The sequence below is a fragment of the Pseudomonas sp. URMO17WK12:I6 genome, assembly GCF_003253625.1.
Classification (GTDB): Bacteria; Pseudomonadota; Gammaproteobacteria; order Pseudomonadales; family Pseudomonadaceae; genus Aquipseudomonas.
In genome coordinates, this window is sequence record NZ_QKYZ01000001.1 from 69,712 (window position 1) to 83,195 (window position 13,484).

Genomic DNA, 13,484 nt, shown 5'->3' on the forward strand with positions numbered 1-13,484 from the left:
TGTTTCCCTGACATCCATTTCACTCCGCCGTCCTGGCAGAATCCTACGTGTCCGTGTTGTTGCTTTGCGCTTCCTGCGCGACGTCCATGTGAAGTAGATTAGCTCTGGATCCAATCTGCGCATATGGGAAAACAGCAGCACGTCATGTAAGAGAATGCTTACATGACGTTACAGAGTCAGAACTGTCCTGCGTCCAACAGGAACAACGATTCGCTTCCCGCCTTTACCGACGCGCTCAACGAGTGAATACGTGGCAGCAGACGAGCGAAATAGAACCGCGCCGTACCCAGTTTGCTCGCGTAGAAATCGTCCTGCGCTTCTTTGCCGAAGGCTGCCTTGGCCATCAGTGCCCACATGTAGGCATAGGCGGTGTAACCGAATGCTTGTAGATACTCGACCGAAGCAGCGCCGATTTCGTTCGGGTTGTTTTTCGCCCGGTCCAGCAGCCATGCGGTCAGATCGTCGAGGGTGCCCACTGCATCGTTCAGCGGTTTGGTGAACTCCGCCAAATCAGCACTGGCCGTCGCGGTGAAATGACGAATCTCGTCAGCGAACAGTTTGTAGAATGCCCCGCCGCTGCCGACGATCTTGCGCCCGACAAGGTCCAGCGCCTGAATACCATTGGTGCCTTCGTAGATCTGCGTGATACGCACGTCACGAACCAGTTGCTCCTGGCCCCACTCACGGATGTAGCCGTGGCCGCCAAAAATCTGCTGGCCATGAACTGTGGTTTCAAGCCCCAAATCGGTCAGGAATGCCTTGGCAACAGGCGTCAACAGTGCGACCAGGTCTTCTGCGCGCTTGCGGGTGGTGGCGTCTTCGCTGAACTTGGCGGTGTCCAGTTGCATCGCCACGTAAGTGGAAAATGCACGGCCGCCTTCGTTCGAGGCTTTCATGGTCAGCAGCATGCGACGCACGTCAGGGTGGACGATGATCGGGTCAGCCACTTTGTCCTTGTTCTGCGCGCCGGTCGGCGAACGGCTCTGCAGGCGGTCGCGAGCGTATTCAATGGCGTTCTGGTAGGAACGTTCACCCGAGGCCAGGCCCTGGATGCCGACACCCAGACGCTCGTAGTTCATCATGGTGAACATCGCCGCCAGGCCTTTGTTCGGCTCGCCGACCAGGTAACCCACGGCTTCGTCGAAGTTCATCACGCAGGTCGCAGACGCCTGGATACCCATCTTGTGTTCGATCGAACCACAGGTCGCCGGGTTGCGCGCACCGAGGCTGCCATCGGCATTGACCATGAACTTCGGCACCAGGAACAGCGAAATACCTTTCGGCCCTGCTGGCGCGTCTGGCAGTTTGGCCAATACCAGGTGGATGATGTTTTCGGTCAGGTCGTGCTCGCCGCCGGTGATGAAGATCTTGGTGCCGCTGACCTTGTAGGAACCGTCAGCCTGAGGTTCGGCCTTGGTGCGGATAATCCCCAGATCAGTACCGGCGTGCGGCTCGGTCAGGCACATGGAACCGGCCCAGACACCGGCGTACATGTTCGGCAGGTACGCGGCTTTCAGCTCTTCGCTGGCGTGGGCGTTGATCGACAGGCAGGCGCCGGCGGTCAGCATCGGATACAGACCGAACGACAGGCTGGCGGAGTTGACCATTTCTTCGACCTGCGCCGAAACCGCCTTGGGCATGCCCATGCCGCCGTAGGTTGGATCGCCACCGACACCGACCCAACCGCCTTCAGCGTAGGTCTGATACGCCTGTGGGAAACCGGCCGGGGTGGTGACGGCACCGTCGGCCCAGTGGCAACCTTCTTCGTCAGCCGCACGGCTCAGGGGCGCGATGCTTTTGCTGGTGACCTTGCCGGCTTCTTCCAGAATGGCTTCGACGGTTTCAGCATCGACGGTCTCGGCGAGCGCAGGCAGTTCGGCCCAGAGTTTGGCGACCTCGAAAACTTCATTGAGGACGAAGCGCATATCGCGCAGGGGCGCTTTGTAGTCAGCCATGGCAAACCTCGCAAGATCTAAACAGGTGGTTCGTAGGAATAGTGATTTCGCTGTGTCCGAGTGTACCTCAACAACTTTTACGACACATAGGGTCAGCCCATGACCGATTTGTTATTTTTAGTCACCGACCTGTTCTTCATAAAGAAGCCCGCAGCAAGGCGGGCTTCTTTATGGCCGATTTGAATGATTAAAGTGCAAACAACTCCGCCGGCAACTTCATCAAACAGTCGCTACCCGCCTCGATGGCCGCCCGATGAGCAGCCGTACGCGGCAGTAAGCGCTTGAAGTAAAACTCGCTGGTCGCCAGCTTGCCTCGGCAATAATCGGCATCACCGCTGCCCGCCTCCAACTGCGACTGAGCCACCAGCGCCATGCGTAGCCACAGGTAGCCGAGGATGATATAGCCGCAGTACATCAGGTAATCCACCGAGGCGGCGCCGACCTCATCCGGATTTTTCATCGCAGCCATGCCGATCCTGGTGGTCAATTCACCCCACTGCTGATTCAGATCGTTGAGTTGCGCCACATAACCGCCGAGTTGCGGGTGCTCAGCGTTTGCCGCACAGAACTTGTGGACGATTTTAGTGAAGCCGCGCAGCAGTTTTCCCTGACTGCCAAGGACTTTGCGCCCAAGCAGATCCAGCGCCTGAATGCCGTTGGTGCCTTCATAGATCGGCGCGATCCGGCAGTCGCGAACCAACTGCTCCATGCCCCACTCACGAATGAAACCGTGGCCGCCAAACACCTGCATGCCGAGGTTGGTCACCTCCAGCCCGGTGTCGGTCATGAAGGCTTTGCAGATCGGTGTGAGGAACGCCAGCAAATCCTCGGCGTCCTGACGCGCCGTTTCATCCGGGCTCAGGTGCGCAGCGTCCAGCAACTGTGCGGTGAAGTAAGTCAGCGCCCGGTTGCCTTCATTGAAGGCCTTCATGGTCAACAACATCCTGCGCACATCGGGATGCACGATGATCGGGTCGGCAGGTTTTTCCGGGGCTTTCGGGCCGGTCAGCGAGCGCATTTGCAGACGGTCGTTGGCGTATTTGACCGCCCCCTGGAAGCTCGCCTCCCCCAGACACAAACCTTGCATGCCGGTGCCGAGCCGCGCGTGGTTCATCATGGTGAACATGCAGTTCAGGCCCTTATTCGGCTCACCGATCAAGAAGCCCTTGGCATCGTCGAAATTCAGCACGCAGGTGGCCGAGGCCTTGATGCCCATTTTGTGTTCGATCGAGCCGCAGGAAACGCCGTTGCGCTCGCCTGCCTCGCCCTCGGCATTGGGTAGGAATTTGGGCACGATAAACAGCGAAATACCTTTGGTCCCCGCTGGCGCGTCCGGCAGTTTGGCCAGCACCAGATGAATGATGTTGTCACTCATGTCGTGCTCACCGGCGGAGATGAATATCTTGCTGCCAGAGATCGCGTAACTGCCATCGGCCTGAGGCACGGCGCGGGTCTTGATGATGCCCAGATCGGTGCCGCAATGGGCTTCGGTCAGGCACATGGTGCCGGTCCATTGGCCTGCGGTGAGCTTGCTCAGGTAGGTCTGTTTCTGTTCTTCAGTGCCATGGGCATGGATGGCCGACATCGCACCGTGGGTCAGGCCGGGGTACATGCCCCAGGACGTGTTACTGGAGCCGACCATTTCGCTGATGACCAGCCCCAAGGAACTTGGCAAGCCCTGGCCGCCGTAAGCCGGGTCCGCCGCCAGACCATGCCAGCCGCCTTCCACGTATTGTGCGAATGCTTGCTTGAAGCCTGTAGGCGTTGTGACCACACCGTTGTCGAAATGGCAGCCTTCTTCGTCGCCGCTGCGGTTCAGCGGTGCGAGAACGTTCTCACAGAATTTCGCGCCTTCTTCGAGAATCGCATTGACCATGTCCGGGCTGGCATCGGTGGCCCCCAGCGCGGCGTAGTTGCTGTGAAAATCAAACACGTGATCGATCAGAAAGCGCATGTCGCGCAGGGGAGCTTTGTACTCGGGCATGTTCATTTCTCCGGCAGCAGATGGCCCAAACCTACTGCCGTGCATCACACCTCACAATCACAGTCCAGACGCTGAATGCGCCATCATCACTCAACCCGCAGCGGCGTCCATGCGCACTGCGCCACGGCGGTTCTGACCGAAGGCCATCACACAGTTTCGCCCCGCCCCCTTGGCGCTGTAGAGCGCCTGGTCGGCGGATTTGAGCACTTCTTCGGGGGTGCGTTGTTCCAGGCGTTCGGCGACGCCGATGCTGACGGTGACCGAAACACTCGAGGCACCCGAACCCGCGCGACGCTGGCGTCCCTGCTGGTCATCCTGGGGACGGCTGTCCTGATTGCGCAGCTGGATGTTGTAAGTGGCAATGGATTCGCGGATGACCTCCAGATGCGGCATGCACTCTTCGAGGGTCTTGCCTGCGAACACCAAGGCAAATTCCTCACCGCCGTAGCGATATGCCCTACCGCCACCACTGATTTTCGACAGCTTGCTGGCGACCAGACGCAACACTTGATCGCCGACATCGTGGCCGTGGGTGTCGTTGAATTTCTTGAAGTGATCGACGTCGCTCATCGCCAGCACGTAATTGCGCCCCAGCCGTTGCATGCGCTCGTTCAGGGCGCGGCGCCCCGGCAGGCCGGTGAGTTCGTCGCGGAAAGCCATCTGATAGGCCTCATGGGCAACCGCGGCGGCAATCATCAACATCACCTGGCTGCACATGATGTTGAGGGTGAAGGGCAGGATGAAGGTTTTCGGCAACATCCAGAACAATCCCAACAGCCCCACCAATTGCGCAGCGTGCAAGGGTCTTGGGTTGCGCCAGTATTGCCAGGCCAATAACAGGAACGAGGCGAGGAACACGGGATAAGACAATTGGATCAGGCTCATCCACGCACCATGCAACGCCGGCCAGCGGATCTCCGACAGCCACATCAGCAGCGCCTGTGGGTAACTTTGCTCCAGCCCCAGCGCCACACTGCCGAACGCCAGCAACACAGCGAAACGCGCCACCATGTCCTGGAACAGGTGAGTACGCTCTTGCCAGGCAGCGAACAAGCCAAACAGCAACGGCAACAACAGACAGCACAGATGGAACACCACCGCGGCGTCTTCACGAACCTTGCCGTTGTCGCGGTAATAGTCGGTCTGGGTGTCGAGCAGGAAGTAGGCGATGTACACCGTGACCATCAGAAACAGTTCACGCTGACGTCGATAAACCGCGCAATACGCACCGCCGAGCAACAGCACCAGAGTGGGCAGCACGTTGAACAGCGAAGTGAAGAAGACGTTGAGATCCTTGACGTAGGCAGCCGCAAGCCCCGCGAGCAACAACAGCAGCGATGGCAAAAAATGGCTGAAACGTACAGCGGAAGAACGCGGCAAGGGTAAAGCTCCGACCCGGCAAACAAAGATGGCATTGTGCCTGCATTTGGCGCAGCTAAGCACGTGCAACGTGACAGGCGTCACATCGCAGCCTCTTTAACGGCAGCAAAGTCGTTCTTCTTAGCGTTTTAGTCAGGAATATTTAAAGACGTGATCGTTTGCGTCAGGCATAAAAAAGCCGCTGCTTCCGAGGAAGCAGCGGCTTTGTGAAGAGACTGCGTAGGGCTTAGTAACCCAGTGCGAAGTCTTCTTCTTTCATGTCCATCAGGTTGTTGGCGCCCGACAGCATGGTTGCAACGTGAGTGCGGGTACGCGGCAGGATGCGCTGGAAGTAGAAGCGCGCAGTCTGCAGCTTGGCGGTGTAGAACGCCTCTTCGGTGGTACCGGCAGCCAGTTTCTCGGCCGCCAGACGCGCCATGTCAGCCCAGAAGTAGGCCAGGCAGGCGTAACCGGAGTACATCAGGTAGTCCACGGATGCTGCGCCGACTTCTTCGCGATCTTTCATGGCCGCCATACCGACCTTCATGGTCAGCTCGCCCCATTCTTTGTTCAGCGCAGCCAATGGCTCGACGAACTCTTTGACCGCGTCATTGCCTTCGTTGCTCTGGCAGAACTTGTGGACGATCTTGGTGAAGCCCTTGAGCGCTTCGCCTTGAGTCATCAGCACTTTACGGCCCAGCAGGTCGAGTGCCTGGATGCCGGTGGTGCCTTCGTACAGCATCGAAATACGGCTGTCGCGAACGTTCTGCTCCATGCCCCACTCGGCGATGAAACCGTGGCCACCGTAGATCTGCACGCCGTGGTTGGCGGATTCGAAACCGACTTCAGTCATGAAGGCTTTGGCGATCGGCGTCATGAAGGCCAGCAATGCGTCGGCTTTCTTCTTCTCTTCTTCATCGACGCCGTATTTGACGATGTCGACTTGCTTGGCGGTGAAGTAAACCATCGCACGGTTGCCTTCGGCGAACGCCTTCATGGTCAACAGCATGCGACGAACATCAGGGTGAACGATGATCGGGTCAGCGGCTTTGTCCGGCGCTTTCGGGCCAGTCAGGGAGCGCATTTGCAGGCGATCGCGAGCGTATTTCAGGCCGCCCTGGAAGCCGATCTCGGCGTGTGCCAGACCTTGCAGCGCGGTACCCAGACGTGCGGTGTTCATAAAGGTGAACATGCAGTTCAGGCCTTTGTTCGCCGGGCCGATCAGGTAACCGGTGGCCGCGTCGAAGTTCATCACGCAGGTGGCGTTGCCGTGGATGCCCATCTTGTGTTCCAGGGAACCGCAGCTCACAGCGTTGCGCGCGCCGATCGAGCCATCTGCGTTCGGCAGGAATTTCGGCACGATGAACAGCGAGATGCCTTTGGTGCCGGCAGGTGCGTCCGGCAGACGTGCCAGAACGATGTGGACGATGTTGTCGGCCATGTCGTGCTCACCGGCCGAGATGAAGATCTTGGTGCCGGACACTTTGTAGGAGCCGTCGGCCTGAGGTTCGGCCTTGGTGCGCAACATGCCCAGGTCAGTGCCGCAGTGCGGTTCGGTCAGGCACATGGTGCCGGTCCATTCGCCGGAAACCAGTTTGGTCAGGTAAGCCTCTTGCTGCTCAGGCGTGCCGTGCTCGGAAATAGTGTTCATCGCGCCATGGGACAGGCCTGGGTACATGCCCCACGACCAGTTGGCCTCGCCAACCATTTCGCTGACAGCCAGGCCCAGAGACTCCGGCAGGCCCTGGCCGCCGTGCTCTACATCGTGGGCCAGGCTAGGCCAGCCGCCTTCGACGAATTGCTTGTAGGCTTCTTTGAAACCGGTCGGGGTTTTAACGCCCGACTCGCTCCAGGTGCAGCCTTCGGTGTCACCCACGCGGTTCAGCGGAGCCAGCACCTGCTCACAAAACTTGGCGCCTTCTTCGAGAATGGCGTCAACCATGTCCGGAGTTGCGTCCTGGCAAGCCGGAAGGCTCTGATAGTGCGCTTCGTAGCCGAGCAGTTCGTCACGAACGAAGCGAATATCACGCAAGGGGGCCTTGTAGTCAGGCATAGCGATAAACCTCTGCTGATGTAACCGGGAATGAACGACCGTGGTGATTTGTTGTGACGGTCAAACAGTTGTTTGAAACATACGTTTACGCCCAAACCTTGTCAAGCGCCGATCTTTTGCCGTTCGTCTTCGATCTATGAAAATCTTGGGCGCGCAGTGGCGCAACGTCGTTGATTGAGCAACACGTCATGTAGGAGAGATTAGTTGAGGGAGAAGGACTTACGCAGAAAAACGCCGCGAACAGGCGCGGCGCTGGGGTAGTGAATTCAGTGAGGAATCAGGCGAAGGTATCGATCAACGTACCGAGCATTTCATCGGAGGCCTTGGCGACTTTGACGCCAAGTTCCACCTGGAACTTGCCTTGAGACATCTCGACCACATTGCTGGCCAGATCCGATTGCTGGCTGCGGTCTACCGAGCGCAAACGATCGACCTGAACCTCGGAGGACTGACTGGTGACCGAACGCTCGATGGTGTTGTTGGCGATCTGTCCCGAAGCCTGATCGACGCGGCTCTGCCCTGTCTGAATAGTGCTCAGACCGGCATAGAAAGCGGTGTTTCCTGAGATTTCCATGGGAGAACTCGTCCTACAAAGGATCAACAGCGGCCATTGAACCAGACACGCCGCTAAAAGGCCCGACAAAAACACTAATGGCACAGTGCCTTATCATAGGTAAAACCCACGCCAGAAACGTCAGTCCAGCAGATCCAGCTGTAGATGTTCGGCCACCGCTTCGGCCGTCACCGACTTGAGTTTCGGCACCCGCCCCAGGCACGGCGCGGGAATGCGCTCGGCCAGCGTCGCCAGGTTTTCTTCCAGGCGCGAGGTCTTCGGATCGATGATGTTCGCCACCCACCCCGCCAACTGCAAACCATCCCGAGCAATTGCCTCAGCCGTCAGCAGCGCATGGTTGATGCAGCCCAGGCGCACACCAACCACCAGGATTACCGGCAGATCCAGCGCCATGGCCAGGTCTGACAGATTGTCTTGATCCGCCAACGGCACTCGCCAGCCGCCAGCGCCTTCGATCAAGGTGAAGTCCGCCTGCAGATCCAGAACCTGCCGCATTGGTGCCAGCAACGATTGCACGGTCAGCGCCACGCCAGCCTCCCGCGCCGCCAGATGCGGTGCGATCGCCGGCTCGAACGCGACCGGATTGACCTGATCGTAGGTCAACGGTATCGAGCATTCGGACAGCAGTGCCAGTGCGTCGGCGTTGCGTAATCCCTTGGGCGTCAGCTCACACCCGGAGGCTACCGGCTTACCCGCCGCTGTGCTCAAGCCTGACAATCGCGCGGCATGCAGCAAACCTGCGGCGACGGTGGTCTTGCCGACATCGGTGTCAGTACCGGTGATGAAATAGGCTGCGCTCATAAGGGTTTCTCCAGCACGGCGTAAACCACTTGATAAGTCGCCGGCAGTCCCTGTGCCTGACGAAACTGCTCGTAAGCCTCGATCAAGCCGAGGATTCGCGCCCTGCCGGTCAAACCGCCCGGCCGACCGGGGTTCAGGTTATGCGCCCCGAGTGCCTTGAGCTCATGGGTCAGGCTGCGGACATCGGGGTAATGCAACACATGTGGATGTGTTTCAAGACTGATGACCTTCAAGCCACTGTCCGCGCAAAGCTGCTGGTAAACACCGAACTCGCGGAAGCGGTTGACGTGCACCATGCCATCCACCTGACGCCAGCTGTCGCGCAATTCGTACAGCGTGCCTACACACAGACTAGCAAACGCGAAAATACCGCCCGGCTTCAGCACCCGATACGCTTCGTTGAGCACCGAGGCGAAATCCGCGCACCACTGCACCGCCAGGCTGGAGAAGACCAGGTCGCAGGTCGAATCCTGCAACGGCAAGCGTTCGGCATCACTGGCGATGAAATGGTTGGCGCCGCCCAAGGGACGGGCGTGATTGAGCATCCCCTCTGCGATATCAAGGGCCAGCCCGTTGCCGGCAGGAAAACGCGCCCCGAGGGCGCGGCTGAAATATCCGGTGCCGCAACCCATGTCCAGCCAACGAGCAGGGACGAAATCCTCCGGCAACCGACTCAACAACTGATTACCAACGTCGCGCTGCAATTCGGCCACGCTGTCGTAGCTCGCCGCCGCTCGGGAAAAGGACGCCGCTACCTGGCGTTTATCGGGCAAGCCGCCGGGCAGGTTGGGAAAGGACAAATCAGTCATCACCGGACTCATGCAAAAAGGCCTGAATCGCCCCCGCCACACCGTGGGGGTCTTCCAGAAGAAACGCGTGGCTGGCCTGTTCAATCAGACCGATTTCGACATCCGGCAGCAGCGCCAGCAAATCCCCCGCCGCTTCGGCCGGGACCAATCCGTCGAGACCACCGAACAAGTGCAATTGCGGACCGCGAAACGCCTGCAACGCTTGCCGGGTATCCAGCTGTGCAAGCAACTCCAGGCCGCTCATCAGCACCGATGGAGACGAAAGCGGTGCGCCAGCGAGCAACAGCCGCGATAGCCCGCGCGGGTCTGCGGCACCTTGGGTGCACAGCAGCGAGAAACGTTTCAACGTTATGCCCGGGTCGGCTTTGCAACCGGCCAGAAACGCGTCGAAGGTCTCGCCGGGCATCGCGCTCGACCACTGCTCATGGGCGACAAAAGAAGGGTTACTCGCCAGAGTCACCAAACCGCAGCAACGGTCACCACGCTTCGCCGCCAATTCGGATGCCAGCATGCCGCCCAATGACCAACCACCTAGCCAGGCATCCTGGGGCAGCGTCGAATCCAGTTCATCGAGCCATTCTTCAAGGTCGCTCGACTCCAGTTCCGGCAGTGGTTCGATTTCGACGCGCAGATGCTCATCCAGGCCTTGCAAGGCAGCCGCCAAGGGTTCCAGCGGAGAAATCCCGAGACCCCAGCCCGGCAGCAGAATCAGACGATCACGCATGGCTTGGCTCCGGTCCCAGTTGTTGAAAGCAATCGGCCAGTCCATTTAACAATAGCTGCACCTGCGCCTCGCTGTGGGCGGCGGTCAAGGTCACACGCAAGCGGGCGCTGCCGGCGGGCACGGTCGGTGGACGGATCGCGGTCACCATCAGGCCACGCTCACGCAGCATCTGCGACAGCCGGACCGCACGCCCGGCATCGCCAATCATGATCGGCTGGATCGGCGTGAAGCTGTCCATCAACTCCAGGCCAATCTGCTCGGCGCCTTGGCGGAACTGGCGAATCAGCGCCTGCAAATGCTCACGTCGCCAGTGTTCGCTGCGCAACAATTCCAGGCTTTTAAGCGTCGCGCAGGCCAGTGCCGGCGGCTGGCTGGTGGTGTAGATGTAGGGGCGAGCGAACTGGATCAGGCTCTCGATCAACTCCTCACTGCCAGCCACAAAAGCACCGGCCGTACCGAACGCCTTGCCGAGGGTGCCAACCAACACCGGCACGTCCTCCTGACTCAGGCCGAAATGCTCGACGGCCCCACCGCCATTGGCGCCCAGCGGACCAAAGCCGTGAGCGTCATCGACCATCAACCAGGCACCTTTGGCCTTGGCTTCCCGCGCCAGCGCCGGCAGATCGGCGATGTCACCGTCCATGCTGAACACGCCGTCGGTGACCACCAGCGTATTGCCGGTGGCCTTCTCAAGGCGGTTGGCCAGACTGGCCGCATCGTTATGCAGATAGCGATTGAAACGCGCACCGGACAGCAAACCGGCATCCAGCAACGACGCGTGATTGAGCCGGTCTTCCAGCACCGTATCGCCTTGCCCGACCAATGCGGTGACCGCGCCGAGGTTGGCCATGTAGCCGGTGGTGAACAGCAGTGCGCGCGGGCGGCCGGTGAATTCGGCAAGGGCTTCTTCCAGCGCGTGATGCGGGCCGCTGTGGCCAATCACCAGATGCGAAGCACCACCGCCCACGCCCCAACGAGACGCGCCGGCGCGCCAGGCTTCGATCACTTGCGGGTGATTGGCCAGGCCCAGGTAATCGTTGTTACAGAATGCCAGCAATGGCTGACCATCGACCACCACTTCCGGGCCTTGAGGGCTTTCAAGAAGCGGGCGCTGGCGATAAAGGTTTTCGGCACGACGGGCAGCAAGGCGCGCGCTGAGATCGAAAGACATGCAGACCTCGCGAGTAGAAGAGAGGCACGAACATCTGTAGGAGCTGCCGAAGGCTGCGATCTTTTGATCTTGCCCGTATCAGCTTCGATCCAGAAAAGATCGCAGCTTTCGGCAGCTCCTACAGAAAAGCCTGAACGTGGTTAAACAGCAGCGTTATAGAACTGCTCGCTGCTCTTCTGCTCCACCAGTGCCTGTTCGATGGCGGCCTGATGCACTTCGTCGGCGTGCTCTTCGCGGGCTTCCGGCAGGATGCCCAGACGCGAGAACAGTTGCATGTCCTTGTCTGCCTGCGGGTTGGCGGTGGTCAGCAGTTTTTCGCCGTAGAAAATCGAGTTGGCGCCGGCAAAGAACGCCAGGGCCTGCATCTGCTCGTTCATCGCTTCGCGACCGGCGGACAGGCGTACGTGGGATTTCGGCATCAGGATGCGTGCAACGGCGAGCATGCGGATGAAGTCGAACGGATCGACGTCGTCGGCATTTTCCAGTGGCGTGCCGGCGACTTTCACCAACATGTTGATCGGCACCGACTCTGGATGCTCTGGCAGGTTGGCCAGCTGGATCAGCAGGTTGGCGCGGTCGTCGAGGGACTCGCCCATGCCGAGAATGCCGCCGGAGCAGATCTTCATCCCCGAATCACGCACGTAGGCCAGGGTTTGCAGGCGCTCGCTGTAAGTGCGGGTGGTGATGATGCTGCCGTAGAACTCCGGCGAGGTGTCGAGGTTGTGGTTGTAGTAGTCCAGGCCGGCTTCGGCCAGGGCGACGGTCTGGTCCTGATCGAGACGACCAAGGGTCATGCAGGTTTCCAGGCCCATGGCTTTCACGCCTTTGACCATCTCCAGCACGTAAGGCATGTCTTTGGCCGACGGGTGTTTCCACGCCGCGCCCATGCAGAAACGGGTCGAACCGATGGCCTTGGCGCGAGCAGCCTCTTCGAGGACCTTCTGCACTTCCATCAGCTTTTCTTTTTCCAGGCCAGTGTTGTAGTGACCCGACTGCGGACAATATTTGCAATCTTCAGGGCACGCGCCGGTCTTGATCGACAGCAGGGTGGAAACCTGGACGCGATTGGCATCGAAATGCGCGCGGTGCACCGTCTGCGCCTGGAACAGCAGGTCATTGAATGGCTGAACGAAGAGTGCTTTGACTTCAGCCAAAGACCAGTCGTGACGCAGGGTGGCAGTGGTGCTGGCGCTCATGGGCGATTCCTTGGTTATGCTTGGCAAGCGACTGGGGAATGGAATACCCACAGACGCGACACGGATGTTCGGCATATTTAAGGAAGACTCATGCACTGTCAACCACGATACGAAGGACCGGTTTACATCTGGTTAAAAAACAAACAACCCTGTTTGCTCTGCTCAGAGGCCGCGGACGACACCATACCGATCTGCATGGCCTGCGAAACCGAGCTGCCCTGGCTGGACGACCAATGCCACACCTGCGCCCTGCCCTTGCCCGCCACCGGTCTGACGTGCGGCCAATGCCTGAAACAACCGCCAGCCTTCGAGCGAGTCGCCGCGCCCTGGACTTACAGCTTTCCCGTCGACAGTTTGATCACCCGCTTCAAGCACAGCGCAAAATGGCCGTTTGGCCGCCTGCTCGCCGAACTTCTTGCTCAGTTCCTGCAACATCGCTTCGATGAAGATCTGGATCGGCCCGACGCGCTGATACCGGTACCGCTGGCCCCCAAGCGGCTGCGCCAGCGGGGTTTCAACCAGGCGGCGATGCTCGCCCGCTGGCTCAGCGCCGGCCTCGATATTCCTTGCGATGAAACGCTATTGGTGAGGACTCAGGACACCAGTGCGCAACAAGACCTTAATGCCGACGCACGTAAAAAGAACCTGCGCCACGCCTTCGCCCTGGCGCCCAAGGCTTCGGTCAAAGGTCGCCACTTCGCACTGGTGGACGATGTGCTGACCACCGGCGCCACCGCACAGGCCCTGGCCCGGCTGTTGATGGTGGCGGGGGCGACGCGGGTCGACGTCTACTGCCTGGCCCGTACCCCCAAACCTGGCGATGGGGCCTGACTTGACTCCCGCACGCCAAGTCGCCAA

At 59.7% G+C, this 13,484-nt stretch carries 11 protein-coding genes; 1 reads left to right on the forward strand and 10 read right to left on the reverse strand.

Annotated elements, in window-relative coordinates; genetic code table 11:
- Window positions 1-176: 176 nt before the first annotated feature.
- The 10 genes from F475_RS00335 to bioB form a co-directional block, all read right to left on the reverse strand.
- Window positions 177-1,955, reverse strand: a complete 1,779-nt coding sequence (locus F475_RS00335) for an acyl-CoA dehydrogenase C-terminal domain-containing protein (protein WP_018928824.1) — start codon at window positions 1,953-1,955, stop codon at window positions 177-179.
- 187 nt (window positions 1,956-2,142) lie between these two features.
- Entirely contained in the window at window positions 2,143-3,939 is a 1,797-nt protein-coding gene (locus tag F475_RS00340) for an acyl-CoA dehydrogenase C-terminal domain-containing protein (RefSeq protein WP_064620793.1), read from the reverse strand.
- A gap of 90 nt (window positions 3,940-4,029) precedes the next feature.
- The gene (locus tag F475_RS00345; protein WP_064620796.1) at window positions 4,030-5,319 is read right to left on the reverse strand and encodes a GGDEF domain-containing protein; all 1,290 of its coding nucleotides are present in this window, start codon (window positions 5,317-5,319) and stop codon (window positions 4,030-4,032) included.
- Between the two features lie 226 nt (window positions 5,320-5,545).
- Window positions 5,546-7,351, reverse strand: a complete 1,806-nt coding sequence (locus tag F475_RS00350; RefSeq protein WP_007936490.1) for a phenylacyl-CoA dehydrogenase — start codon at window positions 7,349-7,351, stop codon at window positions 5,546-5,548.
- A gap of 277 nt (window positions 7,352-7,628) precedes the next feature.
- Complete coding sequence (locus F475_RS00355) at window positions 7,629-7,925, reverse strand: hypothetical protein (protein WP_018928821.1); 297 nt, start codon at window positions 7,923-7,925, stop codon at window positions 7,629-7,631.
- Between the two features lie 120 nt (window positions 7,926-8,045).
- Window positions 8,046-8,726, reverse strand: a complete 681-nt coding sequence (bioD, locus tag F475_RS00360; protein ID WP_111452925.1) for a dethiobiotin synthase — start codon at window positions 8,724-8,726, stop codon at window positions 8,046-8,048.
- Window positions 8,723-9,535, reverse strand: a complete 813-nt coding sequence (gene bioC / locus F475_RS00365) for a malonyl-ACP O-methyltransferase BioC (RefSeq protein WP_111452926.1) — start codon at window positions 9,533-9,535, stop codon at window positions 8,723-8,725. The genes bioD and bioC overlap by 4 nt, the downstream gene beginning before the upstream one ends.
- Window positions 9,528-10,259, reverse strand: coding sequence for an alpha/beta fold hydrolase (locus F475_RS00370; RefSeq protein WP_111452927.1), 732 nt, complete (start codon window positions 10,257-10,259; stop codon window positions 9,528-9,530). The genes bioC and F475_RS00370 overlap by 8 nt, the downstream gene beginning before the upstream one ends.
- Entirely contained in the window at window positions 10,252-11,430 is a 1,179-nt protein-coding gene (bioF, locus tag F475_RS00375) for an 8-amino-7-oxononanoate synthase (protein ID WP_111452928.1), read from the reverse strand. Before bioF ends, F475_RS00370 begins: the two co-directional genes overlap by 8 nt.
- 140 nt (window positions 11,431-11,570) lie before the next feature.
- Window positions 11,571-12,626: a biotin synthase BioB gene (bioB, locus tag F475_RS00380; protein ID WP_008008198.1), complete on the reverse strand. Its 1,056-nt coding sequence runs from the start codon at window positions 12,624-12,626 to the stop codon at window positions 11,571-11,573.
- 90 nt (window positions 12,627-12,716) lie between these two features.
- Here bioB and F475_RS00385 point away from each other — a divergent pair, with 90 nt between their 5' ends.
- Window positions 12,717-13,457, forward strand: a complete 741-nt coding sequence (locus F475_RS00385) for a ComF family protein (RefSeq protein ID WP_111452929.1) — start codon at window positions 12,717-12,719, stop codon at window positions 13,455-13,457.
- The last annotated feature ends 27 nt before the right edge of the window (window positions 13,458-13,484 follow it).